Origin of the sequence: Flintibacter muris (assembly GCF_943192995.1) — a bacterium.
GTDB classification, from domain to species: domain Bacteria; phylum Bacillota; class Clostridia; order Oscillospirales; family Oscillospiraceae; genus Lawsonibacter; species Lawsonibacter muris.
Genome location: NZ_CALPCP010000004.1, coordinates 74,386 through 99,698 on the forward strand (window position 1 = coordinate 74,386; position 25,313 = coordinate 99,698).

The 25,313-nt window shown below is 38.1% G+C and carries 35 protein-coding genes, 3 tRNA genes and 1 pseudogene; 37 read left to right on the top strand and 2 right to left on the bottom strand.

Annotated elements, in window-relative coordinates:
- The 7 genes from NFS22_RS05510 (at position 1) to NFS22_RS05540 (ending at position 2,145) form a co-directional block, all read left to right on the top strand.
- Complete coding sequence (locus tag NFS22_RS05510) at positions 1-324, top strand: DUF2147 domain-containing protein (protein ID WP_251316723.1); 324 nt, start codon at positions 1-3, stop codon at positions 322-324.
- Positions 325-342: 18 nt separating this feature from the next.
- The gene (locus NFS22_RS05515) at positions 343-879 is read left to right on the top strand and encodes a hypothetical protein (RefSeq protein ID WP_251316724.1); all 537 of its coding nucleotides are present in this window, start codon (positions 343-345) and stop codon (positions 877-879) included.
- Positions 880-896: 17 nt separating this feature from the next.
- Positions 897-1,292, top strand: a complete 396-nt coding sequence (locus NFS22_RS05520) for a beta-sandwich lipoprotein (RefSeq protein ID WP_251316725.1) — start codon at positions 897-899, stop codon at positions 1,290-1,292.
- Between the two features lie 10 nt (positions 1,293-1,302).
- On the top strand, positions 1,303-1,479 hold the full coding sequence (locus NFS22_RS05525; RefSeq protein ID WP_251316726.1) for a hypothetical protein: 177 nt from the start codon (positions 1,303-1,305) through the stop codon (positions 1,477-1,479).
- A gap of 25 nt (positions 1,480-1,504) precedes the next feature.
- A complete protein-coding gene (locus tag NFS22_RS05530) occupies positions 1,505-1,777 on the top strand; it encodes an HTH domain-containing protein (RefSeq protein WP_251316727.1) in 273 nt (90 codons plus the stop codon).
- A gap of 181 nt (positions 1,778-1,958) precedes the next feature.
- Positions 1,959-2,049, top strand: a tRNA-Ser gene (locus NFS22_RS05535).
- A 3-nt stretch (positions 2,050-2,052) separates the two neighbouring features.
- Positions 2,053-2,145: transfer RNA gene (locus NFS22_RS05540), tRNA-OTHER, on the top strand.
- Positions 2,146-2,147: 2 nt separating this feature from the next.
- Here NFS22_RS05540 and NFS22_RS05545 read toward each other — a convergent pair.
- Both NFS22_RS05545 and NFS22_RS05550 read right to left on the bottom strand, forming a co-directional pair.
- A complete protein-coding gene (locus NFS22_RS05545) occupies positions 2,148-2,762 on the bottom strand; it encodes an ImmA/IrrE family metallo-endopeptidase (protein ID WP_251316728.1) in 615 nt (204 codons plus the stop codon).
- Positions 2,763-2,817: 55 nt separating this feature from the next.
- The gene (locus tag NFS22_RS05550; RefSeq protein WP_251316729.1) at positions 2,818-3,165 is read right to left on the bottom strand and encodes a helix-turn-helix domain-containing protein; all 348 of its coding nucleotides are present in this window, start codon (positions 3,163-3,165) and stop codon (positions 2,818-2,820) included.
- 159 nt (positions 3,166-3,324) lie between these two features.
- Here NFS22_RS05550 and NFS22_RS05555 point away from each other — a divergent pair, with 159 nt between their 5' ends.
- The 30 genes and pseudogenes from NFS22_RS05555 to NFS22_RS05700 all read left to right on the top strand — a co-directional run bounded on the left by NFS22_RS05555 (position 3,325) and on the right by NFS22_RS05700 (position 25,226).
- On the top strand, positions 3,325-4,035 hold the full coding sequence (locus NFS22_RS05555; protein WP_251316730.1) for a hypothetical protein: 711 nt from the start codon (positions 3,325-3,327) through the stop codon (positions 4,033-4,035).
- Positions 4,036-4,116: 81 nt separating this feature from the next.
- Positions 4,117-4,468: pseudogene (locus NFS22_RS05560) on the top strand (type II toxin-antitoxin system PemK/MazF family toxin).
- An 81-nt stretch (positions 4,469-4,549) separates the two neighbouring features.
- Positions 4,550-5,485 carry a hypothetical protein gene (locus NFS22_RS05565; RefSeq protein ID WP_251316731.1) on the top strand — a complete coding sequence of 312 codons (936 nt, stop codon included), beginning with the start codon at positions 4,550-4,552 and terminating at the stop codon, positions 5,483-5,485.
- A gap of 63 nt (positions 5,486-5,548) precedes the next feature.
- Positions 5,549-5,624: transfer RNA gene (locus tag NFS22_RS05570), tRNA-OTHER, on the top strand.
- Positions 5,625-5,661: 37 nt separating this feature from the next.
- Positions 5,662-6,309, top strand: a complete 648-nt coding sequence (locus NFS22_RS05575; protein WP_251316732.1) for a hypothetical protein — start codon at positions 5,662-5,664, stop codon at positions 6,307-6,309.
- Positions 6,310-6,952: 643 nt separating this feature from the next.
- Positions 6,953-7,240 carry a hypothetical protein gene (locus NFS22_RS05580; protein WP_251316733.1) on the top strand — a complete coding sequence of 96 codons (288 nt, stop codon included), beginning with the start codon at positions 6,953-6,955 and terminating at the stop codon, positions 7,238-7,240.
- Positions 7,241-7,255: 15 nt separating this feature from the next.
- Entirely contained in the window at positions 7,256-8,038 is a 783-nt protein-coding gene (locus NFS22_RS05585; protein ID WP_251316734.1) for a DUF6273 domain-containing protein, read from the top strand.
- A 98-nt stretch (positions 8,039-8,136) separates the two neighbouring features.
- Positions 8,137-10,329 (top strand): RNA ligase, encoded by a 2,193-nt coding sequence (locus tag NFS22_RS05590; protein WP_251316735.1) that lies wholly within the window; start codon positions 8,137-8,139, stop codon positions 10,327-10,329.
- Between the two features lie 34 nt (positions 10,330-10,363).
- Positions 10,364-10,855: a phage N-6-adenine-methyltransferase gene (locus NFS22_RS05595; protein ID WP_251316736.1), complete on the top strand. Its 492-nt coding sequence runs from the start codon at positions 10,364-10,366 to the stop codon at positions 10,853-10,855.
- Positions 10,856-11,593, top strand: a complete 738-nt coding sequence (locus NFS22_RS05600; RefSeq protein ID WP_251316737.1) for a DNA adenine methylase — start codon at positions 10,856-10,858, stop codon at positions 11,591-11,593. It begins immediately after the preceding gene.
- A gap of 176 nt (positions 11,594-11,769) precedes the next feature.
- Entirely contained in the window at positions 11,770-12,489 is a 720-nt protein-coding gene (locus tag NFS22_RS05605; protein ID WP_251316738.1) for a DNA-methyltransferase, read from the top strand.
- Entirely contained in the window at positions 12,486-13,013 is a 528-nt protein-coding gene (locus NFS22_RS05610; protein WP_251316739.1) for a sugar-phospahte nucleotidyltransferase, read from the top strand. The genes NFS22_RS05605 and NFS22_RS05610 overlap by 4 nt, the downstream gene beginning before the upstream one ends.
- Before the next feature lie 9 nt (positions 13,014-13,022).
- The gene (locus NFS22_RS05615; RefSeq protein WP_251316740.1) at positions 13,023-13,178 is read left to right on the top strand and encodes a hypothetical protein; all 156 of its coding nucleotides are present in this window, start codon (positions 13,023-13,025) and stop codon (positions 13,176-13,178) included.
- A gap of 97 nt (positions 13,179-13,275) precedes the next feature.
- Positions 13,276-14,313 carry a phosphoadenosine phosphosulfate reductase family protein gene (locus NFS22_RS05620; protein ID WP_251316741.1) on the top strand — a complete coding sequence of 346 codons (1,038 nt, stop codon included), beginning with the start codon at positions 13,276-13,278 and terminating at the stop codon, positions 14,311-14,313.
- A 10-nt stretch (positions 14,314-14,323) separates the two neighbouring features.
- On the top strand, positions 14,324-14,530 hold the full coding sequence (locus NFS22_RS05625; protein ID WP_251316742.1) for a hypothetical protein: 207 nt from the start codon (positions 14,324-14,326) through the stop codon (positions 14,528-14,530).
- Positions 14,531-14,541: 11 nt separating this feature from the next.
- Complete coding sequence (locus tag NFS22_RS05630) at positions 14,542-14,943, top strand: hypothetical protein (RefSeq protein ID WP_251316743.1); 402 nt, start codon at positions 14,542-14,544, stop codon at positions 14,941-14,943.
- A gap of 3 nt (positions 14,944-14,946) precedes the next feature.
- A complete protein-coding gene (locus NFS22_RS05635; protein ID WP_251316744.1) occupies positions 14,947-15,447 on the top strand; it encodes a DNA cytosine methyltransferase in 501 nt (166 codons plus the stop codon).
- Positions 15,448-15,475: 28 nt separating this feature from the next.
- Positions 15,476-15,820: a DNA cytosine methyltransferase gene (locus NFS22_RS05640; protein ID WP_251316745.1), complete on the top strand. Its 345-nt coding sequence runs from the start codon at positions 15,476-15,478 to the stop codon at positions 15,818-15,820.
- A 35-nt stretch (positions 15,821-15,855) separates the two neighbouring features.
- Positions 15,856-16,161: a hypothetical protein gene (locus NFS22_RS05645; RefSeq protein ID WP_251316746.1), complete on the top strand. Its 306-nt coding sequence runs from the start codon at positions 15,856-15,858 to the stop codon at positions 16,159-16,161.
- 17 nt (positions 16,162-16,178) lie between these two features.
- Positions 16,179-16,430 carry a hypothetical protein gene (locus NFS22_RS05650; RefSeq protein ID WP_251316747.1) on the top strand — a complete coding sequence of 84 codons (252 nt, stop codon included), beginning with the start codon at positions 16,179-16,181 and terminating at the stop codon, positions 16,428-16,430.
- Positions 16,430-16,999 carry an HD domain-containing protein gene (locus tag NFS22_RS05655; protein ID WP_251316748.1) on the top strand — a complete coding sequence of 190 codons (570 nt, stop codon included), beginning with the start codon at positions 16,430-16,432 and terminating at the stop codon, positions 16,997-16,999. Before NFS22_RS05650 ends, NFS22_RS05655 begins: the two co-directional genes overlap by 1 nt.
- A gap of 15 nt (positions 17,000-17,014) precedes the next feature.
- A complete protein-coding gene (locus NFS22_RS05660) occupies positions 17,015-18,163 on the top strand; it encodes a hypothetical protein (RefSeq protein WP_251316749.1) in 1,149 nt (382 codons plus the stop codon).
- 19 nt (positions 18,164-18,182) lie between these two features.
- The gene (locus NFS22_RS05665) at positions 18,183-19,322 is read left to right on the top strand and encodes an AAA family ATPase (protein ID WP_251316750.1); all 1,140 of its coding nucleotides are present in this window, start codon (positions 18,183-18,185) and stop codon (positions 19,320-19,322) included.
- A gap of 12 nt (positions 19,323-19,334) precedes the next feature.
- Complete coding sequence (locus tag NFS22_RS05670) at positions 19,335-19,841, top strand: hypothetical protein (RefSeq protein WP_251316751.1); 507 nt, start codon at positions 19,335-19,337, stop codon at positions 19,839-19,841.
- A 5-nt stretch (positions 19,842-19,846) separates the two neighbouring features.
- Positions 19,847-21,322 carry a DnaB-like helicase C-terminal domain-containing protein gene (locus tag NFS22_RS05675; protein WP_251316752.1) on the top strand — a complete coding sequence of 492 codons (1,476 nt, stop codon included), beginning with the start codon at positions 19,847-19,849 and terminating at the stop codon, positions 21,320-21,322.
- A 24-nt stretch (positions 21,323-21,346) separates the two neighbouring features.
- Entirely contained in the window at positions 21,347-21,892 is a 546-nt protein-coding gene (locus NFS22_RS05680; RefSeq protein WP_251316753.1) for a LemA family protein, read from the top strand.
- Between the two features lie 11 nt (positions 21,893-21,903).
- Complete coding sequence (locus NFS22_RS05685) at positions 21,904-22,623, top strand: hypothetical protein (RefSeq protein WP_251316754.1); 720 nt, start codon at positions 21,904-21,906, stop codon at positions 22,621-22,623.
- A gap of 102 nt (positions 22,624-22,725) precedes the next feature.
- Entirely contained in the window at positions 22,726-23,679 is a 954-nt protein-coding gene (locus tag NFS22_RS05690; protein ID WP_251316755.1) for a hypothetical protein, read from the top strand.
- A gap of 32 nt (positions 23,680-23,711) precedes the next feature.
- Positions 23,712-24,833, top strand: coding sequence for a PD-(D/E)XK nuclease family protein (locus NFS22_RS05695; RefSeq protein ID WP_251316756.1), 1,122 nt, complete (start codon positions 23,712-23,714; stop codon positions 24,831-24,833).
- A 15-nt stretch (positions 24,834-24,848) separates the two neighbouring features.
- Complete coding sequence (locus tag NFS22_RS05700) at positions 24,849-25,226, top strand: hypothetical protein (protein WP_251316757.1); 378 nt, start codon at positions 24,849-24,851, stop codon at positions 25,224-25,226.
- Positions 25,227-25,313: the final 87 nt, after the last annotated feature.

The following is a 25,313-nucleotide window of genomic DNA, read 5'->3' on the forward strand; positions in this document are numbered from 1 at the left end:
ATGCGAACAATTAAAAATATTCTTCTAACGCTACTTGCTCTGGTAATTGTAGTTGGGGGAACTTATGCCGCTATTCAGTGGGATGCAATCGTTGGTAAGTGGCAAACGGAGGCAAACCGTGAAGTATTTAAGCAGACTATAACATATTCTGAAGCTGCTGCATCGTTTTTGGCTGATAGTTATAAACAGTATAATGATGCTGAAACAGATGCAGATAAGAATACAATTATGGAATATGTTGTAATGAGGTATCCAAATTTGGACACTAATTCTATTGATAATAATAAGCTGCGTCAGTTTTACAATCAATGTCTTAATCATTAAAATAAAAGGAGAATTGAGATGAAGAAATTTAAAGTTTTTGCACTGATGCTTTGTGCGGTACTTATGGTTAGCACACTCTCTGGATGTTTTTATGATAGCGAGGAAACACGGTATACAAATGAAGTAAAATCACAGATTCGAGATAGCATTGGATTTCCTAACATCACAAATTATTTTGAGTATTCTCAGTTGAAGGAAATCTATGAAATGCGGGATAATCCTAATCTTATTTGTTATTGGTATACTAAGAATGAGTATACTGGCAAATGGATTTATCAAGGAACTTGTGTTGGATATGGAATTCCTTATGGAGCAGCAATTACCGCACCTGAATCTTCTCAGGAGGCTCGTGGCGGGGGGAGTTATTGGAATATTGTACCTCTTGCTGAACCTAATGGATTGTATACAGAGAGCGTTGTTACTACCGCTACGTGGATTCTTTCATCCGTTGATGGTGAAATTAAACCTGTTTATGTAGAGAGTGAAATCACTGTAAGTCAGACCAAGTTAGATAGCAGACTTTGCGAGGATTGGTCTATTCCCGATAACTACTAATTGAAAGAAGGAAAAAGATGAAGAAAAAGATTATTACAGTTTTTGTGTGTATGATGGCTTTGGCTTGTTTGCTGTGTGGGTGTCAGCGTCAGTCTGATCGAGTCGCCTATAATATTTCAAAAGAGGCAGACAACTTTAATGTGACACGGCGGCTTGCGGTTATTAATGCACGTACTGATGAGCCTGTGTTTGAATTGATTGGTAATTTTGCAATCTCAAACAATTCTACAAATGAACTGGTAGTCACAGTAGAGGTTGGACAAGGTGTTTATAAAAAGCACATGGTATATCTCAACGAATGGACTATCTACGTAGTTGAGGATGTAAGCGGAGCCTACGTTGACAAGTATCATTATGAAGTGAACTTCCTGCCTGAGATGATTATTCCTGTTACAATTACGATGAATGATTGAGGTGCTACAGATGGATGATTTTCTGCATGAGATTCTTGAAAACACGAAAAAGATGTTTCCGGGAGCAACCAGTGTAAACATCGTTGTCACAAATGAAGATGTTAAGGCAACTGCGTCTTATCGTGGTGAACTGTCTGATTATTCTATGAGAAAGATTGATGGTCAGTGGTGCAGTAAGCGGAAATAACAACATTTATAATACAGAGGATTCTATGGACTTGATTGAAGAGTATCGATGGTTTCGTGAACATTCTAAAGATTATCCGATCTGTAGTAGTGAGTTGGCGAAAGCATTTGGGGTTCCTCGAACTACAATCAGACGCATGATTAATACCGCACGTAGTAATGGTAGTCCGATTTGTTCTGGTCAAATGGGTTATTACATAACAACAGATAAAGAGGAAATAAAAAATACCATTCAGTCTTTACGTGGACGGATCAGTAAAATGGAAAAGGCTATTACTGGCCTTGAGACTTGTTTGTAGGGGTGTGATATGGAAGTAATTATTTCAAAAGCAATCGTAAGCATTGCAATATGCGGTGTAACTGGATATGTTGCAAAGTTGACTAAAAACGCAAATTGTCTTTGGGCATTGTGGTTCGTTCTATTCATTTGGTAATTGCACAACAATCTCCCTCACTACATACGTGGTGAGGGAGGGATATGGCAGCGTGGCAGAGTGGCTTAATGCGGCGGTCTTGAAAACCGTTGGCGACCAATAATCGTCCGTGGGTTCGACTCCCACCGCTGCCGCCATATTGGAGAATGGTGGAATTGGTAGACACACCGTACTATGGAGCGGCGAAGGTAGCGCAACCTTCTTTGTAGGTTCAAGTTCTACTTCTCCAGCCAAATTATTTTATTTCTAAACGTTGATTAACCAGTCGTTTCAGATCATTTTCCCAAGCAGTTTTTCTATGACTACGTTTCCATTTAAGATATTCATTCCAGCGTACATTAGAGGCTTCTACAGACAAGCCAAAGACACGTTGAATATCTTGCGCTGATTGGATATGAAGCTGCTCATATAAAGGCATAGGACAAAGTAAGAGTGCAGCAAAATAATCAGCTTCGGCCTCCAGTTCAGGATTAGAAAGTTTATTAAAGTTATTCTCTGCGATCCGTGGCTCTGCCAAATATGATAGATGCTTTAAGATCACGTGACCAAGTTCATGTGCCAGCGTCCAGCGAATACGTCCTATTACATTGTTGTTAGATGTAGAACTATTGAAAAGAACAAGGTATCTGTTATTAGTCACGTCATAATGAGTGCAACCACTTTCGCTTTCGCATAGTTCCAATACATCATTGATAGAACATGAATTGATTTCAGCGAAAGTAGTGTATGCCATTGTTTTGCAATTCTTAATTTGGTCAAAGAATAGCTGTGGGTTCATTGGGAAACTGATTGTAGGTAAGCTGCGGTAAAGCTGTAGGACTTGGTTACAAATATAAGCATATCTAATCAAGAGTCTATCACCTCGCAATTATCATAGCATATCTAAAGTCCGATAATACGGACTATTATTCATCATCTTTGAACGCATAATCAAACCCAATACGAAGCATTTGCATCATGCGTTGTGGATCGCCTTTGACCATCTTTGACTTTGCTCGTTGGATAGAAATAATATCTGGATCACCACAGATTTCATCTGCTGATGTAGGAATTTCAGTTAGGCCAAGCAAATAATCGACTGTAACGCCGAAGTATTGTGCTATTGCTTTGATTTTATCTACTCCGGGCGTACTGGTAGCTTTCCACTTTTTAATTGTCGAGTTTGAGAATCCACAATCACTTTCCAGACGTGCAATGCTGATTTTTCTATCCTCACACAGCCTTTGAATGCGGTCATATAAACCCATTTCCATAAAATTTCCCCTCCACTTAGAATATTATCTCATTTTATGCTTGACATTGAGAAAACTATCTGATATAGTATGACCGTGGGATTGAGAAAGTTATCTCTGCATTGCCCATTATACGGTAAATAATCTAATTTGTCAATACAGAATAGGAGTGTGGTCAAGTTGCATATCAAAGTCGATCAAGTGGACAATAAAAAGATGCTTTCACTGATTTCCCTATTAAGCAAATATGATCTATTTCACATTTCAGTAAATAACGGGAAAGAGTTTAATGCTACTGAAATAATTGGTAGAGAGTCTGGAACACTTGAATTTAGGCGGCTATTTGCAACCCCTGTTTTTACTGATGATATTGTGGTCAATATTCAAGCTGTTGATATTGACGAGTTTATTTGCAATACACCAAATCAGACATATAGAATTAAAGCATTACATAACAAGCCGCAGAATATTGTTGTACGTAAACATAAAACTTGGAAAGAAATTTCTGATTTGATGGATATAGGTTATTTTAGCGAAGAATTTGCAATTCATATTAAAGAGTTGGATATGCTTATTCTGGCAATTGATCCGTGGCTCCTTGGTGAATTATCACCTGTTGAAAAAAATCAAATCAAGAATATTATTAACATATATTTGGGTGGCCTATCCCGTTCTATGCAAATGAGTCGATCTGTTTGTTTTCAAATAAGAAATGTAGATGGACATGATAGAATCTATGCAGGAATTTATGATCTGGAGGGACGGTGTTCTGTTACCAGTAAATTAATTTATGATGACCGGGATAAGGAAACTGTGTCTGATGAGTTTTACCAGAAGGCTCAGTGCATTTTGAAATACGCCAAAGCTATGTGGAAGAAATTGTCACAGTAAATATATTGTGCTTGACAAATGCTGTCGAGCATGATAATATAATAACAAGATTTCTAATACATTTGCAAAGAGGGTGTTGTAATGAAAACAATAAAGCGAGGTGACATTTATTATGCCGATCTAAGTCCTGCTGTCGGCAGCGAACAAGGCGGTACACGTCCAGTTCTGATTGTTCAAAACAATATAGGTAATAAACATAGTCCAACAGTTGATTGTGGCTGTATTAACTTCAAAATCAAAACGAAAGTTGCCGACACATATAACTATCAATTCAGGCGAAGGAAATATTGCTATGGATTCAACTGTTCTACTGGAGCAGTTGAGAACTATAGATAAGTTTCGGTTGCAAAAGTATGTAGGCAGCGTATCGAACGAGGTTATGGATCAGGTTGATCGGGCTATGCTAATTAGTCTTGGGTTGAACATCGCTTAATAACAATAATTATAAAAAATTTCAAAATGGCGTTGACAAAAAGATGTATTTTTGTTATCATAGAAGTGTGAGGTGATAGCAATGATCGAGCAAGGCATTTTGGATAAGTACATTGATGAATCTTCTTTCAATATGAATGATGCCAGCCGACAAAAGACCAGACTGGTTATCACGAAGTTCTTTGAATACAAATCTGATGTGGCCTACGCTGATTTGACGAAACAAGACTTTGTTGATATGCTTTCACAAGCAGCGTGTATGTCAATAAACAGTTTTCTTTCCTACAAAAGTACAATTAATGACTTTATCAAATGGATGTACGAACAAGGGTATGGATCGGAACAGTTATCAAGAGATTTTGCACAAATTCAGTACGCAGATATAAACCGTTCTGCTTTTTATACCAGATATTATTTTTCTGATCTGCAAGATTTGTTTTCTACTTTGGAAACTATATTTGAAGATAGAGGATCGGAATTTGATACATTTAAAGCGGCAGCATTGTTAATCTGGTACGGAATAGAACCTAAAGAAGTTCTTGAAATATTGAAATCTAACCTAAACGAAGATGAAGATACGATAGAAAATCCAGCGACAGGTCAGATAATTAGTTTAAGCAAAGATGTATCGTATTTTCTTGCAAAGTATAAGAATGATGATACTTATGATTCAAGAAAGATGGGCGGCAGAGTATTGTCATATGTTAAGAGCAAATACTTGTTGCGAAGTTATAGAAACGCACATCTTACATTGTCTCAACTTTCTAATGTTCAAAGTTCCACTTTAAAAATTGCTGATGAGCATGGAAAACAATTTCAATGGAAACGAATTTATTTATCTGGATTGTATTATCGTATGTACGAATATGAACAGGCAAATGGTGAAATATCCAGATCAGATTTTGAAGTTTTGAAAGCATTTTTCAAGGTGCAGGATGATTTGACACCCCAACGAAAAACAGACCTTTTAAGAAAACTTAGTGAATATCAGGAATTTAAGAGTTATATGTATTCTTGAATTTCGGTTTTAAGAGGCCATACCTCTTAAAACTTACATAAATAACAATATTTATAATTATATCGCAAGGTAGTTTAACTGGTAGAACACTCTGGTGACGTGCTGGGGATATGTGTTGGTTCGAGTCCAACCTTTGCGAACATCAAAATTCAAAAATCAAAAAGGGGTAATGCAACATGACAACTGAAACTATGACCGTACATAAGGCTCTTGCTGAACTGAAGATTCTTGGTGGTCGTATTGAGGCCGCAATTCTGAGTGGTGATTTTGTTATCACAAAGAAGAACAATCAAGATACAGTAAAAGGCAAGACAGTAGAGCAGTATAAGGCCAAGGCTACAGAGGCTTTTCAGAAAGCATCTGATCTGATTCGCCGCCGTAACGCCATTAAGAACGCTGTGGTTGTTTCCAATGCTACGACTATGGTAAAGATTGGCGACAAGGAATATACGGTGGTTGAGGCCATTGAAAAGAAGAATCACGGCATGGACTATTACATTCAGCTTCGTGACATTCTTCGCCAGCAGCTTTCAACGCAGAAAACCGAACTGGAGAAGCATAATGCCTCCCTTCAGCAGAAGGCAGAACAATTTGCTGTGGCAATGATGGGCGGCAAAGACGTAAAGGATGTAAAGACCGATAGTGATGAGTATGTTGCTTCGATGAATACTTACATCAAGGCAAATACTATGACGCTGCTTGATCCGCTTGGTATCGAAACAAAGATTGAGGAACTGGATGACATGATTAACACGTTCCTGCCTGAAGTGGATGCGGCTCTGTCGGTGAGTAATGCGGTGACAACCATTACCATCGAATATTAAGCAAACTATCTACTCGCTGCGTAACGAAAACTGCAAACCATAACACGCCTGAGTTTAGGTAATGTTCTGAGGTGTAAATTAATAAAAACATTACCGCCTATAAAAATTACAGTCTCATAAACTGAGAATATACATATCAAAAAAGAATTGATATTATTCAAGTTTCTAATAGTAAATTGGAAATTGTAAATGATGACTGTAAAGTTCAAGGCTAAAAGCTGAAGGTTCAAACTTCAACGTTCAAAGTTTATGAATCTTCAAAGTTGAAAGATTAGGCAACAAAGAACAAAGTTTTACAAAATCCTTGGCAGATGGTTTTTGGAATTGTTATGCTTGTCCAGCGGCTCACCACAAGGCTGTTATGTAGCGAGTTGATATATAGAATGTCTGATAGATATTATCGGGCATTCTGTCCAGAATTTATTATGGAATGTTGGCTTAGAAGCAGCCATCATCTAAGGAGTAGATCGAACCACTGTTAAGTGCGAAATGCTTTATGTCGTACTACTTATCAATGAAAGTGGCATGAAGTGATGTGCTGACAGAAAAATGGGGCTGGCTGATATATTTATCAGAATCTTTTGGCGTAATAGCACACCATAATAAATTCTGAATAGAGTGTCCGATGCAAAGGAGTGATTAATTGCACAAAAAAGTAATTGCTTTTATTGACAGGTTTACATCTGGTGGTAAGCTGAAAGATACGATTACTACTTTTACAGAAGGTTGTTGTTACTGGTTTGCTTATATTTTGCATAGTAGATTTTCAAATTCAATTATTATGTATGATGCTGTAAATAATCACTTTGTTGTAGAAATTGAGAATCGGCTATACGATATAACAGGTGAAGTTACTGGACAATATGATGTTGTTCGGTGGAGTAAATACCTTGATAAAAGGGGTATTATTCGAGACTGTATTAAATTCTAAGAAGGAGAATATAAAATGGAACTTTGTATTGATCAGAATGTTTTGGATCGCTTTCCTAATCTGAATGTCACTAAGGATAATGATGTAGTCAGGGTAAAGTTTGGCGAGAGTGGGAACAATTCTGATTTTCTGTTTCCCCTGAATTTCCCGCTGCATAATCTTGATAATCTTTCTTGGGCAATGATTGATGAGATTGGTCGTGCAGGAAAGGCAAAAACGTTCTTTGCGCTTGGTGCAACCAAGAAGGATTACATGAAGAATGGTTTTGTTGTTGAGTATCAGATTATGGACTTTGACCATGATGATCTTGCTGATGATAGCGGTAAGGCTCCTATCAGTTGGGATATGGTTGCGCTTTATAAGGATGAGATTTATATGAAGCGTAATAGTGAATCCTCTTGCTGGGATGAATGTGACGGACGTACATTCCTGAATGGTGAGTTTTACGATAATATGTCTGATGAACTTCGTGCCATTGTTAAGCCTGTATGGAAGTTGACCGCCAACAAGAACGGTGAGATTGTAAAGTCCAAGGATTATGTCTGGCTGAAGTCTGAAAAGGAACTGTATGGACGTACATTCTATTCCAATGATGGTGAAGGCTATTGGTATGCGTTGTTTATGCAGGAGAACTTTCCGTGGTTTAAGTTGAACGGCGACAATGAGAAGGACTGGCAATGGCTGCGCTCTGTGTATGCTGGCAACGCGAGCTGTTTTTGCCGTGTCTACACTTCTGGAGCGGCGAGTTACAACTACTCTGGCTTTTCCCGTGGGGTCGCCCCGGCCTTCTGTACCTGAGTTCATCGGTTCATCACCATTATCTTGTCTAAGGCGTAAGCCGGGACAGATAATGGATGATGAACATTCAAACCAAGTAAAACGAAAGGAAGATATAGATGAGGGTTCTGCTTTTGCTCCGTGGGTCTGCTGGAGTGGGTAAGTCTACTTATATTAAGGAACACGATCTGGAGCAGTATGCACTTTCTGCTGACAATATCCGCTTGATGTGTCAGTCGCCCGTTTTGCAAACAGATGGATCAATGGCAATCAGTCAGACAAATGAAAAGCTGGTATGGAATCTCTTGTTCCAGATGCTTGAGGCCAGAATGCAGCGTGGCGAATTTGTGGTGATTGACGCAACCAATTCTAAGACACAGGAGATCAACCGTTATAAGGACATGGCAAAGACATATCGGTATCGGATTTTCTGTGTTGATATGACTGGCGTTCCTATGGAGGAATGTAAACGGCGCAATAAATTGAGGCCGCTTTATAAACAGGTTCCAGATGAAGTAATCGAAAAAATGTACGCACGTTTTGAAACACAAGCTATTCCTGCTGGTGTGACTGTAATCCAGCCTGACGAACTTGACAAGATTTGGTATAAGCCGAGTGACTATTCTCATTACAAAAAGATTCATCATATCGGTGATATTCATGGTTGTTATACTGTCTTGCAAGAGTATCTAAAAGATGGATTTAAGGATAATGAACTGTATATTTTTTGTGGCGATTATATTGATCGTGGCATTGAAAATGTTGAGGTCATCAAGTTCCTTTTCAGTATTATGGATAAACCGAATGTGATTCTGCTGGAGGGTAATCATGAACGCTGGCTTTGGTATTGGGCGCATGGTGGTACATCTCAGTCTAAGGAATTTGAGAATGTGACACGGCGACAGCTTGAAGCTGGGGGGTTGGATAGTAAGGTTGCTCGAATGCTGTATCGTAAACTTAATCAGTGTGTGTATTATAGGTTTGGTGAAAAGACTGTGCTTGTTACTCATGCTGGTTTGAGTTTGATTCCTGATAATCTGACTAAAGTTGCATCTGAACAAATGATCCGTGGAGTTGGTCGATATGGTGACTACCTTGATGTGGCAACTACTTTCGATCAGACAATGCCTAAAAATACATATCAAATTTTTGGTCATCGTAATACTGAAGATTCTCCCATCACAATGTCAGAACGGTGCTTTAATCTGGAAGGTGCAGTTGAACGAGGCGGTTGTTTAAGAGCCGTTGTTTTGGATGCAGATGGGTTCCATCCTGTTATGATCCAGAATACCGTATTTCGTCAGCAGGAGGAAGTTGCACCTGTTGGATATACCACAGAAGAAAAAAGCGTAATGGATGTTGTCGATAAGTTGCGGCAAAATCGTTACATCTACGAAAAGCAACTTGGCAACATTTCATCCTTTAACTTTACTCGTGATGCTTTCTATGATAAAAAATGGAATGAACAGACTACTAAGGCACGTGGCCTGTTTATTGATACCGCTAATGGCGTAGTGGTAGCACGTTCTTATCCCAAGTTCTTCAATGTTAATGAGCGTCCTGAAACCAGATTCGGTATGCTCCAGTATAAATTGAAGTTCCCTGTAACAGCTTATGTAAAGGAAAATGGATTCCTTGGTATGGTATCCTATAATCCTGAAACTGATGATTTCTTTATTGCAAGTAAATCAACAACAGAGGGCGATTTTGCTGGCTGGCTGCGGGATATGTTCTTTAAGAATGTAAAAAATCCTGATAAGCTGAAAGATTATCTGAAGCGCAAGAATGTAACCCTTGTGTTTGAATGTGTGGATATGGCTAATGATCCGCATATCATTAAATATGATACTTCTCATCTGTTTTTGTTGGATGTAGTCAAGAATCAGCTTGATTTTGAAAAATTGCCGTATGCTCAAGTTCTTGAACTTGGTAATGAATATGGATTTGAAGTTAAGACAAAGGCAGTTCAGCTTCAGAATTGGCATGAGTTCCGTGATTGGTACAATGATGTACTGGCAGAGGATTATCAGTTCAATGGACGCATTATTGAAGGTTTTGTAGTAGAAGATAGTGTTGGTTTTATGGTAAAGATTAAACTTGACTATTACAAGCTATGGAAACATATGCGTGGCGTTGCACAATCTGTTTTTAGAAGTGGTTACTATCGGCGTATGGGTTCGCTGCTTACTCCGCTCCAGAATCAGTTTTATGGGTTCTGTCAGGAAATTGCAAAGCAAGAAGATCATCCTACTAATATCATTGAACTGCGAGATATGTTTTTCAAGCAAGCAAATAACAATATTTCTAAATGATTAAAGAAAGAGGGTAACTGTCATAAATCCAGTATTGTTAAGCACAGGAAATAATAACTGGTCTACACCCCAATGGTTCTTTAATCGTCTAAATTCAATCTTTGGTTTTACTCTTGATCCTTGTGCAGATGATATGAACCACAAATGCGAACAGTATTATACTGTAGAGAATAATGGCCTAACGAAAAATTGGGGGGGGCAAGTAGTTTTTTGTAATCCTCCATATGGTCGTAGGACAAAGGATAATCCGGGTCAAGAAGATTGGATTGAAAAATGCTGGAAGGAATGTAAAGAGCATCATATTACAAGTGTGATGCTCATTCCTGCCAGAACAGATACAAAGTCACAGCATACATATATTTTCCCAAATGCTAAGTATGTCTGCTTTGTAAAAGGACGATTGAAGTTTGGGGATAAGGATGCAGCACCATTTCCAAGTGAAGTTGTTGTTTTTACAGAGCAAGATTATGATGATGAGATTAAAACTTTATCAGACTTAGGATTTTGGATCAAATTAAAAGAGTAGGTGGTAAATATAAAATATGTTGGCAGCAAATCACGAATTGCCAAGCATATTGTTCCAATTATTCAATCATACATAGATCAAACAGATGCCAGTTTCTATTTAGAGCCTTTTGTCGGGGGGGCAAATGTAATTGATAAAATTTCTTGTAACAGAAAAATTGGATATGACATAAATCATTATTTGATTGAACTGTTTAAACATAGAGATTTGATTTGCAAATTGCCTGATGAAATCACAAAAGAGGAATATGATGCAGTACGAAAATCTTTTCAGACTGGAGATGGCAAATATCCAGATTGGTATATAGGAGCAGTAGGATTTCTTGCATCTTATAATGGAAAGTTCTTTGGCGGTAGGGCTGGTATTGTTAAAACAAAAATTGGGACAACACGCAACTATTATGATGAAGCAAAGCGTAACCTTTTATCACAACTCCCGCAGTTAAATGATGTGATATTTGGCGAGTCTGATTATAGGCAGCTTGATATGTCGCAGTTTAAGCGTGGTGTAATTTACTGTGATATTCCTTACAAAAATACAACGGGGTATCAGGATACCTTTAATCATACAGGGTTTTGGCAATGGGCTGAAGAATGTTCCAAAGAAAATATAGTTCTGGTATCAGAACAAGTTGCTCCTGATAAGTGGCAATCTGTATGGTCAAAGCCAGTAAAAAGAACACTGGACAATGCCTCACGGATTGACATTACGGAACAACTATACATATTCAGTGAATAACAATATTTCTAAACGGAAAGGATGACATTATGACTTCTACACTTCGTATTAAAAATTTGGTAATTCTCGTTATTTGTGCAGCTATTGTGGCTTGTGTGTTGGCCTGTTGCTCACCTCATCCTGAACTCGTTCCAGTATTTTAACATGGAGAACGGTATGAACAAGATTACCCAAACTTGGGGGGGGGGCAAGCAGAACCATTTGAAAACGGTAAGCTGAGAGACAACGTTATTTTCAACGCTGATTGTATTGATGGTATGTCGCATATGCCAGCTAAATCAGTAGATTTGATTGTAACTGATCCTCCGTACCTCATTAACTATAAAAGTAATCGGCGTGTGGTTAAAGAGAAATTTGATAGAATTCAAAATGATAAGAATGCAGAGCAGATTATTCAGGATGCGTTAAGTGAATATTATCGTATTCTTAAAGATGATTCTGCGATCTATATGTTCTGTAGTTGGCATCATATTGAATTCTTTAAGACGGAATTTGAGAAGTATTTCAATCTAAAAAATATCTTGATATGGAACAAAAACAATCATGGTAGCGGCGATTTGCGTGGATCGTATGCGCCAAAGTATGAAATGGTTTTATTCGGTCATAAGGGCAGAGCATTGTTCCAAGAGAAGCGAGTAGCCGATGTTATTGATTGTGCAAAGGTTTCTTCCTCAAAGCTGGTGCATCCAACTGAAAAGCCAACAGATTTGTTGGAGTTGTTTATCAGAAACAATAGTAAACCGAATGATATTGTTTTTGATGGATTCATTGGTGGTGGATCGACAGCATTGGCAGCATTACATACAGGCCGAAGATTTATCGGCTATGAACTGGATGAAAAATATTATCAAATTGCCTGTCAACGAATAGATCAAGAAATAGGAGTGATTCAATGAAAATGGATAAAGTAGCTTGTAGTGGAAATGACGAATTTTACACACCAGATTATGCAATTACACCACTTGTAAAATATCTACCTGCCCCCCCCGAAGTAACGATTTGGTGCCCGTTTGATACCTGTGAGAGTTTATTTGTTAAAAGGTTTAAACGCCTTGGTTATAACGTGATTGCTACTCATATTTCAAATGGGGAGGATTTCTTTGAAATTGATGTTCCAAAATGTGATTACATAATCAGTAATCCACCTTATTCTTTAAAAGGAGAAGTTTTGCAGAGACTTTTTGAAATAGGAAAACCTTTTGCTATGCTCGTTGGAGTTGTTGGGATTTTTGAAAGTCAAAAACGGTTTGATATGTTCAAGCATAATGATTTTGAAATTATGTATATGAATAGACGAATTGCGTATTTTAAAGACTATTCTGAACAGAAGCCTTCTTTAAATCCTCCTTTTAGTAGTGTGTATATTTGTAAAGATATTCTTCCAAAGACCATAGTGTTTGAAGAAATTAAAAAGACATAGGAGGTCAAGATGCAACCCATTTTCTCAGAATACATACAATTTCTAAAAAGTCATGGTTGTAATACAGATTGGTTTCAGGAAAATACCTTTTGGCTTGATAATAATATTGTGAAAGCCTTTAAGCGGGGGGGGGCAAATAGTTTGTCTGTTCAGGATTACGGTTGATGATAACCTGAATTTATCCTTGAAGAAGCATAGAACAAATAAAGGATATACAGAGTTTGAGTCGTGGAATGAAACCATTTGTCGCAATCAAGAGCATTTGAAAGAAATCGAGCATGAGAGTCTTTCATTATTACAGGAGCATTGTATAAGTGCAGATAGAAAGATTGTCAATACAAATTCCACTGGCAAAGACAGTATGGTAGTACACCATTTGGTAAAGAAGGCTGGTGTAAGTTGCGAGACTTATTTCAATGTTACAACACTTGATGTAGCAGAAAGCAATCAAATGGCAAAAAGAAATGGTTTCAAGCATATTTATCCTGATCCGCAGCATGGAGGTTTTTACAAGTATGTTCATGATAGTGGGATTATTCCAACAAGATTTGCACGATTTTGTTGTACATACTTTAAAGAAAAACCAACCGTAGATTATTTCCCCGCAGATGATAAATTGTTATTCCTATTCGGTATCCGTAATGAGGAAAGCAGCCAGCGGTCAAATTATGATGACGTTACTAAAAATCCTATGTGGGGTGATCGAGATTGGATTAGTGTTCTTCCTATTCGTAAGTGGACTGAGTTAGACATTTGGCTTTATATACTTTCCGAAGGCATTGAGGTCAATCCAAAATATAAATATGGATACACAAGAGTTGGTTGCGGTATTGCCTGTCCTTACTACACGAAATACACTTGGGTTCTTGATAAGTTTTGGTATCCATATCTTTATAATCGCTGGAGAGATATTCTAAAGCAAGACTTTATAGAGAAAAACAAGTGGCTCATTATGAACTGCACTATTGATGAGTATATCATGAAAGCATGGACTGGTGGAGTATATCGTAAAGAGCCAACAGATGAAGTTGTTCAAGAATACGCAAAGTATACTGGGTTAGATGAAGATGTGGCAAAGAAGTATTTTAACAGATATTGTGAAAATGGATGTTTGAATACCAGAGGCCAACCGCTCAAACTTAAAGATAAGAATATTCTTGCAATGAATATGAAAATGTTTGGTAGAGATATTCAGAAGTTCAAATGCAAAAAATGCTTAATAAAAGAATTTGGTTGGAGCAAAGAACAATGGGATCAGCAAGTACAAAGTTTTAAAGAACAAGGTTGTAAATTATTTTGACGGAGGTTGTATGTTCGGCAAGAAACAGCGGCAGATTTTTAAATTACAAAATCGTGTTAGAGAGTTAGAAAATATTCTTTGTCCGTTTAATCAGCATGATTTTGTTGAAATAAATAGAGTATATGATGGTGGTGATCCGATTTATTCAAGAGAAGAATGGATTGTATCATGTGAATGCAAAAGGTGTCATAAAAAGATTGTTAAAACAGAAATTTAAGGAGTGATGTAATGAAAATTTATTATGCTCATCACGTTTGGAAGTATGGTACGCCGATTGAGGATTATGAACTTGAATGTATCAAAAAGAAATTCGATTCTGCCGAGATTATCAATCCTCGTACATCATTGCCACAAGATAGGCCAGAGTCGGTAATTTTGCAATCAGCATACGATACAATTAAGGGCTGTGATGCGCTGGTATTTTCAACGGTGTCTGGCATGATTGGGCATGGAGTCTTTAATGAGATTGCTGTAGCTGTTAATCATGGTATTCCGATTTATCAGCTTGAAGGTAATGATTGTTATAAAATTGCTGATGCAGATTTAAAGGATATTATCTTTCGTGGTGATAATCGAGTTTACGCACTTGTTCATACCCCGTACGAATATCAGGAGAATACGGATTGGTGAACAATGGGACTAAAAGTATTATCAATCTGTGGCGGGTTAGAAACTGGTTTACTCGCTTTAAAGGAGTTAGGGATACCAGTTGATGAATACCATACATATGAAATTTATGCTCCAGCAATCGAGTTAAGCAAGCGGCATTTCCCGGAAGTACAGCATCATGGAGATGTAATAGGTGCAGACTTCTCGCAGTTCAAAGGTTTTGATCTGGTAATTGCAGGAACGTGTTGCCAAAGCCTATCAAAACTTCGGCAAGAGAATAAAGATGTTTGTTCTGGCCTTAAAGGTAAGTCTGGTATCTTCTTTGAGTATGCCAGAGCAGTTCAGGAAATAAAGCCCAAATGGTATATGCTTGAAAATGTTGTGCCTAAGAACAAGGCCGATCAAGATACCATTACGGCAACCTTGGGGGGGGGCAGACCCTATACTTATCGACAGTGCTTTATTTTCAGCACAAGAGAGAAAACGTCTGTATTGGAGCAATATTCCTATTGCCGCCTTACCTGAATCTAATTCGCTTGTTCTTCATGATATTATGATAGATGATGCACCAGAAAAGGATTATTACAATAAACCATATATCTTTAATGGTAAAGACAAACGTGTGATTGCAACTATTCAAGATAATTGGTTAGACATAATGAAGCGTGTATATAATCCAGATTTCAAGTGTGCCACTTTAACTTGTGTTAGCGGCGGTCATCAAGAAAAGAAAGTTTGGGATCGAGGCCGTATCCGAAAACTTTCTCCTGTTGAATATGAGCGATTACAAACGCTGCCAGATGGTTTTACTGAAGGATATTCTGACAATGTTCGTAGAACGCTTTGTGGTAACGGCTGGACAAAAGAGGTTATAAAGCATATTTTTAAAGGCTTATAACAATATTTCTAATCAAATAAGAAAGAAGGTAATGTATGGCAAAGGTTTTAGAGTTAGAGAGTGGTGTTGATCCTATTCCTACCGAAGCAGAGCAAGACAAGATGACAGACACAGAAAAGGTAATCCAAAGTTTGATGCGTAAGTCCTATACGCTGGGTGTCCAGTCTGGCATTCGTACTATGTGTGTTACTGTGTTGTCACAGTTGAAACAGACAAGTAAGATGAATCCTCAGAAGCAGTTGAATCTTTTGAAGCAGATGTGTATGAGGAACATTGAAAACCAGAATAAGGCTGCGCAAAGCACAGAGAATCCTACAACTGAAACTACTACAAATAATTAAAAAGGAGAATGAAAACAATGTTTAGTCGTGATATTTTGACCGTTAAAGAGGCTCAGTTGAACGCCCTTGTCGCAGAATCGGGGGGGGCAGTATCTTTAATTACAAGTACGATTGATCGTTTGGAGGCTATCAATAACAAGATTACTGATACACGTCAGGAGATTGCTACTTATCAGTCTGAGTTGAATCGAATTGATGGTTCAATGGAGCAGCAGTTTGGTCATAACGCAAAGATCATTGGCAAATTTAAGAGTTTTCTGGAGGACTAATGAAAGAATGTTTTGAAAATGAAATTAGTTGGATTCATTCAAAAAGTATTCAGCAGTTTGCAAGGTACTGTGTAGATAATCTTCCCGATTATTTCTTTACGGTTCCTGCTTCATCCAGCGGCAAGTATCATCCGTCCTATGCTCTTGGTGATGGTGGCCTTGTACGCCATACTAAAGCAGCGGTTGCAGTTGCGCATGAATTGTTTAACCTTGAAATGTTCCAGAAGCAGTTTTCAGAGACAGAGCAGGATTTAATTCTGTTGAGTCTGATCCTGCATGATGGAAAGAAACAGGGTGGCGGCAATGGCAAGCATACTGTATTTGAACATCCTTTGTATGCTGCTGACTTTGTAAAGGAATGTAATTTTGAATGTTCTAAGCTAACTGATGAGCAAGAGCAGATTGTACGTAATGCTATTTCTTCACATATGGGTCAATGGAATACAGCACGAAATTCCAGAACTGTATTACCTAAACCCGCAGATAAGATTCAAAAGTTTGTACATATGTGTGATTATCTTGCGTCACGTAAATTCTTAGAAGTTAATTTTGATGCAATAAGTTATTAAAAAGGAGAGATGTAGATGAGTTATCAGGCAAGATTTAATTTTGTTGGCACACCTGTTATTCCCAAGCAGAAGGCAGATACTAAGCGTCCTTTCTGCAAGGAGATGACTAAGAAGGATGATAAGGGCAAGAAGCGTGAAATGTTGTCTATGACGTTCGGTGTCAAGGAAAGCGATTCTAACATGGCTTTCGTGGAGGCTTTTGACAGTAAGCAGGACGTTATTAAGACAATGAATACCGATAACGAGAAGCTGGATGTTAATTGGGATGATCGCTTTGATGAAGATATTGTTTCTCAGGTTGCCAGTTATCGAAAGTATATTGTTGATCTTGGTGAGGATCATGGTGGGCGACAGGAATTTATTACCGTCTATGACATGATTAAGCACTTGCAGGAGCATCTTCCCAATTATGAGGGGCGTGTGGTTGTTACAGGCCAGTTTACCCGTGATTGGTATGCAAAGAAGAAGATGTATTTCAGTAAGTTCCGTATCCAGAATGTCTTTGCTGCCCCGGAAGAGCGCAAGAGTCGGTTGATGATTACTGCCGATCTGTTCTATAACAAGGATAGCTTTGACGATTCTGATTTTGATGAGAATAAGAAGATTACGCTGGATTGTTATATTGAGCAGTATATCAACAAGGATGAGGGACGCAAGTATGTTCCCATTCAGGTTGTGTTCTCTGGTGCAAAGTATGACATGGAGAATGAGCGTCATAAGAAGTTGCTTAACTATAAGCTGAAGTATATCAAGGTTAAGGGCAAGGCTATGGTTCATATTCCGTGGGAAATGGTTCTGCTGCGTGGTGCTGAAGAGGCAGACTTTGATGAGTCTATGTTGACCGATGCACAGAAGGAACAGATTGAACTTGGCATTAAGACACTGGATGATTTCAAGCCCAAGGGCAATATCTATGGAGATCGCATTGACGAGTTCCGTTTGTTTGATCCGAAGCTGGAGGGTGATTTCGCTGACGGCTTGCTTGAGGCCGAGGACAAGGGCGATGAGTTTGAGGAAAGAATTTATCAACCGCCGCAGGATGAAACGCTGGACGAGGCCAAGAACAGTTCAAAGAATGGAAAGAAGTCTGATAAGGACGATGAGCCGCCGTTCGATGAGGACGAAAAGAAGGATGACGGCGTTGATGAAGATGACCTGTTTTAATTGAAAGGAGTGATGTGTAATGGCAAGAAAGTTTGGTAAGAAGCGTGAGATTTGCATTGATCCTCTGGCATATAACATTGGTCTGATTGGTGAAAGTGGTATCGGCAAGTCCACTGTTATCAAGGAAGTCTGTGAGAAGCTGGCTGGTGATGAGGGTTATATTGCCCTCGACATTGGCAAGGAAGATGGTCACGATGCCATCAATGGTATTGTGTCTGAAAAGATTCCTGATTGGTCTGCGTTTAAGGAGTTCTGTGATGATGTAATTGAAAACAAGCTGACTGATTATAAGGAACTGCGTGTTATTGTTCTTGATACATTTGATCAGTTACTTGAGATCGCAGAGCCAGAGGTTATTCGGATGCACAATCGGGCAAATCCTGATAAGCCTAAGATTAGTTCTATTAAGGCTGCATTTGGCGGGTTCATGGCTGGTGAGGATAAGGCCATTCAGATTGTTCTTGATAAGCTGTGGGAACTGAAAAGTGTCGGTGTTTCCTTTATTGCCATTGGACATACAAAGAAGAAGGATGTAGACGATCCTATTACTGGTGAGTCTTATTCCATTCTGACTACCAATATGAGTCAGCGGTATTTCAATGCGCTCAAGACTAAGCTGCATTTCCTTGGAGTTGCATACATTGATCGTGAGATTGTTAAGCAGAAAACAGGCAAGAAGAATGTGGTCACTAAGCAGGAGGAAGTTAAGGGCAAAGTCATGAGCGAGTCCCGCCGTATTTCCTTCCGTGATGATAATTATAGTGTCGATTCTAAGTCTCGTTTTGCTGACATTGTGGATCAGATTCCTCTTGATTCTGATGCTCTTATTAAGGCTTTGACGGATGCTATTCTTGCCGAGCATAGCAAGGGTGACAAGACCGTTGAACAGTCTAAGAAGGAACTGGAGGCCGCTCGTAAAGCAAAGGAGGCCGAGGTTGCTGAAAAGCTGGAGCAGGATGCAAAGAACAAGATTGACGAGGAACGCAATGCAGAACTTATGAGTGTGATTCAGAATAAGTTCTCTGATGCTGCCGCTGCCACTAAGAAAAAGGTAAAGGCAATTATGGCTGAGAATAACATTCTGAATTTCAAGAATTCTGATGATATTCCTACTGCCATTCTGGAGAGCATTGTTGAGGTTCTGAATCAGGCAGAGTAATAGGAGGTACTTATGGCGAGGCCATGCAAATGTGCTATCACAGGTGAAAAAGGAACTACTGATACATTTGTAAAGATCAATGGAAAGTATTATAAAAGCCAAGAAATTTATGATGCTAACCAAATGAAAAAGGCCAAGCGTAAAGAACTGATTGACTATGTTTGTCGGGAGTTTTTAAGGTATGGAAATGGGCAACCATTTCCTACCTCCCTCCCCAAAAAGTTAAATGAACTATCATTTTATGATGATGATGTAATTTTAGAAACTTTCAAACGATGTGCCTCTGACATTCATTATCAGATGGAACATAAACAGTTCTCCGCTGAATACAACAAGATAGCATATATGTTTGCGATTATCAAAAGTTCTATTGCAGATGTAAATGCAGAGTTCCAACGCAAAAAGAAACAAGAGAATATAACAAAATCAACTGAAATTGAATGTGGCGATTTATCCAGCATTGGGACAAAAACCCGTGGAAAGGATATTAGTAGCTTTCTCAACGATGATGAGTTTTAAGGAGGGTGATTGGCATAGATTTAAAAAAGTATCCTGAAGAACTGATTAAATGTCGAGATAGCGCAGAAGCTACATTCGTTTTCTGTTTATGGAAACAACCTGATTTGTATGACGATTTTCAGCGTGTTAATGCAAATGAAGATCAGACATTGAAAACAGATGATGGTGTTTTCTACTTTTCGCTTGGTCGCCAGATGTTCAATCAAGGCTTTAAGTCTTTTGACAATGTTACCATTTATACTTTTTTGGAAGGTAAACCGACAGTTAAAAAGCACTTTGATGAACTTGGCGGTTATGCTACAGTAAGTGAACTTTGTTCTTTGGTGAATCCAGAAAACGTTGATGCTTATTATGACAAGGTTGCGAAGATGAATACTTTGATGACTTTGTATGATAAGGGGTTTCCTGTATTAGACAATATTGATCGGTTCTCTAAAATGACAAATCAAGAAGTGTACGATTATTTTGATTACATTTTAAATAGTGTAAGCATTAAGAATACACATGATATTGAAATTGAAACGTTGGAGATTGATGAAAAGTTCCTTACTGAATGCAATGATGGATCGGCGCAAGGCATTAGCTATGGTGCGCATTGTCCTATTCTGAATTATTTAACGCTTGGCACTCCGCTTGGCGATATGTATATGTTTGCTGGTCACAGTGGCGTTGGTAAGACTTCATTTGTGTTTGAGAATATGATCCTACCAATGACAGAGGATGGTACGAAGTGTGCCGTTATCAGCAATGAACAACGTTCAAAAGATTTTAAGCAGCTTCTACTTGTGCATATCCTTACTACTGAACTTGATTATTGGGGATTGACCCGAAAGAAATTGAAGATGGGTAAATTCACTGATGAGCAATGGCAGATGCTCCGTAAGGCCAAAGCTATCTCTAAAGAGAAATATTCAAACATCCAGTTTGTTAAGCTATTCGACAATGATATGAATAAGGTCAAACGGATTATTAAGAAGCTGGCAAAACTCGGTTATCAGGTTGTAATGTTTGACACAATGAAATCTGAGGATGAGATTGATGACGCTATGTGGCAGCAGCTTTTGATTCATAGTCGTAAGCTATTTCAAATTACAAGCCGTGAAAATATTTCACTGATTTGTACTTATCAGCTTGCTTTACATACTTTGAATAAGCGGTATCTGGATGCCAGTTGTCTTTCTAATGCAAAGCAAATCAAGGAAGTTTTTTCAGAAATGGTTTATGCAAGGCCATTATGGGACGATGAATTTCCGGGCGAGAAGTTTGATGTAAAACCATACCAGCTAAAGAAAGATGAAAGTGGTAAATACACAAGTGTTCGTAAACTTATTCCATTGGACAAAGAAAAGAAATATATTGTTGCTTTTCTTGATAAGACCAGAAATGATGATGACAAAATTCAGGTTCTTTATGAGTTTAATGGTCGGTTCAATCGGTGGAAAGAGATTGGATATTGCTCAGTGTTTAATGAACATAAGTAAATTTAGAAAGAAGGAATATATTATATGAAAAATTATAAGTCTGTTTTGATTGGTATTGCTGTAATTGTTGCTGCAATTCTGCTGTTTGTGTTTGCTTTTCAGGGCGTACAGAATAAGGCTATTTCGCTTGAGGAACAGATTAATACAGCACAGTCCGAGATTAAGGTTCAGGAGAAGCGCAGGGCTGATTTGATTCCTAATTTGGTTGATTGTGTTAAGGCATATGACGAGCATGAGTATCAGACACTTATGGATGTAATTGGGCAGCGTGGTAGTTCTTCAGACGAAAGTGTTCAGGAGATTCAGATGATGATTCAGGCCGTTGCCGAGGCGTATCCTGATCTGAAAAGTAGTGAGAACTATAAGGAACTGATGAATGAACTTGCTACCACAGAGAATTTGATTGCAAATTATCGTAGTAATTTTAATACTTGGGTGAAGAATTATAACCAGTATGTTCGGAAGTTTCCTAACAAGCAGATTTTGAATATGCTTGGTTATCAGCTTATGGATTATACATATCTTGACTACAATGTTTCTTCGGATGCTCCATCTAATCTTTTTGGTTAAAGGTAATTAATATGAAAATCACAAAGCGAGAAGTTATTTTTAGTATTGCATTAATCTGTATTATGTTTGTTATTGGTATTGTTTTGTCTGACAAAATTAATGACAGTTTGATGGAGCAATACCAGAAATACAATACTGCGCTTCAGATTAATGACGATCCTGAATTGTTTAGGTATGGTATACGTACAAATGTTGGTAATGCGTTTGTGCATGGTGATCTGGCTGCGGTTGATCCTGTTTCTTATCCTGAAGTCGATGGCCTATATGGTTCCATGACTAAGGTTACTGAACGTTATACACGGCACACTCGTACAGTAACAACACGTGATTCAAATGGTAAAACCCATACAAGAACAGAAGTGTATTGGACATGGGATGCCATTGGTAGAGAATATCGCAACGCAACAACCATTTCATATCTTGGTGTAGAGTTTCCATATGGTATTATTGACTATTTTCCAGAGAACTATATCACTACAATTAAAATTTCTTCAAATTTGAGAGATAAATATTATGGTTCTGATATTTCGTACACAGGTACATTGTTTGCAAATTTGAGTGATAATACTATTTCGCAAACTTCGTTTTACAATGATATGACAATAGATAAGACAATAGAGCATTTGGAAACAAAAATACAACTGGTCATTTTCTGGATATTCTGGATCATCTTGATTGGTGTTGCTACATATGGATTTTACTACTTGGATAACAAGTGGCTTGAAGGATAATCGGTTGTAGATTGAAAGGAGGGCGGTATTATAGTAAATGCACTATCGCTGTCCAATTACTTATCTAACAATTTAGATGCCTGTATCGTCCTCCTTGAATCTATGGACTATACGCAGATCACTTACAGAAATCAAAAGAATGAATTGCGTTTTAGTCGTGAGGATGGGCATAATCCAACAGCAATGCGATTAAAACTTGATACTTTGAAGTTCGATGGGTTTTCAATCAATGCACATGGGAATTTGTACTCTCTTGTTATGCAGACTAAAGATTTGTCATTTCCGAAAGCATTGAAATATATTGCTGAAACACTTGGGCTTGAAAAAAGTCAATTCAGTAAAAAGATCAGGTATCCATTTGGCGGGTTTTACAAAGGCTTGATGAAAGAAATTCAAGAACCAGAGTATTCAATGGCTACATATGATGAATCTATTCTTGATGAATATACTGGCAAATATAATTTGATGTTTTTCAAGGATGGAATCAGTTTTCAAACACAAGAACACTTCAATGTCGGATTTGATTTAGAGTCGCTGCGGATTACTGTTCCTGAGTATACTTTAGATGGTAAGCTATGTGGGATCATGGGGCGATTGAATGATAGCAAATGCTCCAAAGACGAACGTTGGTTGCCGATCATTCCATGCTCACGCAGCCTTACCCTTTATGGATACCATCACAACTATGAATCTATCCAGCAAAAGAATATTGTAGTGGTTGGTGAATCAGAAAAATTTGTTCAGCAGCTTCATTCTATGGGCAGCTATATAGGGTTGGCTACTTGCGGTTGTGATGTAAGTGATATTCAGGCAAAGCATTTAAAAGCATTGATGACTTCAAAGATTATTCTGGCCTATGATGAGGGACTGGAAGAGGAACAGATAAGGTTACAGGCTCAAAAATTGATTTTAAATAATGCAGTATTTCAAAACCATGTTGGTTATGTATTTGACCGAGAAAATTTGATACTGCCAAAAGGAAGTAAGGCCAGCCCATCCGATTTAGGCAAGGCGGCATTTACAGAACTTATAAAAAGTCATGTTGTATGGCTGTAAATAACAATCTTTATAATTAGAGAGGTGCATAAATGGCAAAACGTGAAAAAGACCCACGGCTTCAGGCATTGTTTGATGCTGGTAAAAATGTATATAGTATTTCAAAGTGCAATACAATCGAGGAATGTTTGTTTGAAGCATTTAATACATATATCCTTCACAAAAAGGGTACGAATGGTATTTATGGAATTTTGGGAACTAAGATTCATGACAAGCTGGAGGAAATTATTAATGGCAAAGCAACCGCCGCAGAGTTGCCAACCACACTTAATGAAGAACTCTTGGACTTGGATATGCTTGGCGTTGAATTTCCCAAGGACTTTAAGGGCAATGATACTATCCGTAACAACTGGATTGCTGATATGAAACATTTCTGTAGCACGTTCCAGCCTCCAAACGGCACATTTAAGACAGAGGAATTGGTTATCTATCCTCTTTCTGATGATCGTTATGTACAGGGCTATATTGACCTGATCCGTGAAAATTCTGATGGGACAATTTCAATCTACGATTGGAAAACGTCTACTGACTTTAAGGCGGCTGAATTGGTACATCATGGGCGGCAGCTTGTGTTCTATGCTCTGGCGAAAGAAGCTGAAGGATTTACAGTTCGGGATGTTTCTTGGATTATGCTGAAATACTGTGAAGTTAAATTCATGGGCAAGAAGCGGTCTAATTCTAAGAATAAGACTGAAATTGTGAAAGTTTTGAATCGTGGTAAGTTGATCTACGAACTTAGGGATCATATTCAGCGTGACCTTGAGGAACTTGGTTATGATGAACTGGATATTGAGATTATGTACAAAAAGGCGCTGCAAGCAAATTCTTTAGATGTCCTGCCGCCAGAGGTTCAGGAGCGATATACAGTTAAGCCTTATGTACGGCGATATGAGATTACCGATGAACTGCGACAGGAAACGATTGACTATTTGAATCGAATGGCAGATTTGTTTGAGTCATTGGATCGTAATGATGAAAGCCAGTGGCCTCCCCGCCAGTTCACCCGTATTAATGGCAATGGTAATGAAGTGGAAGATACATTCTTCTGCAATAATCTGTGCAATTTCCGTAATACCTGTGTTCACGTCAAAAGATTTAACGATCAGTGGGCTTTGCGAAAACTGGATAAAGACGAGGATGCAGATTTGTTTTAGTGAAAACGATTTTGAATGAAGGTGAATATTATAAAAGATTTTTTAGGACAAGAATTGAATATTGGGGATAAAGTTGTTGCTTTATCCCATAAGCGCACAAGTTCAACTTTGTATTTAGGCGAAATTGAAAAGCTAACAGATAAAATGGTTGTTATTAAGACAGTTGATAGCAAACATGATTGGCGTTATGAAGAAACAATGCGTGTATCTTCTTATAAGGTAGTTAAGGTTGAAACAAATACTTCAACAGTACATGGTAGATGGGAAAACGGAGTATCAATCTGTCCTATATGTGGAATGGATAAATTTTCTGGTCTTGATGCTGATATTTGGGCTGATTGGCAACCTAAATTTTGTCCTAATTGTGGTGCAAAAATGGATGTGAAAGGCTGATTTTATGTGGTTATACAGAAAAATTCTTTTATCAAAATGGGAGTGGTTGCAAAGAGCAGTCACTATCCAGAATGACGGATTCTATAC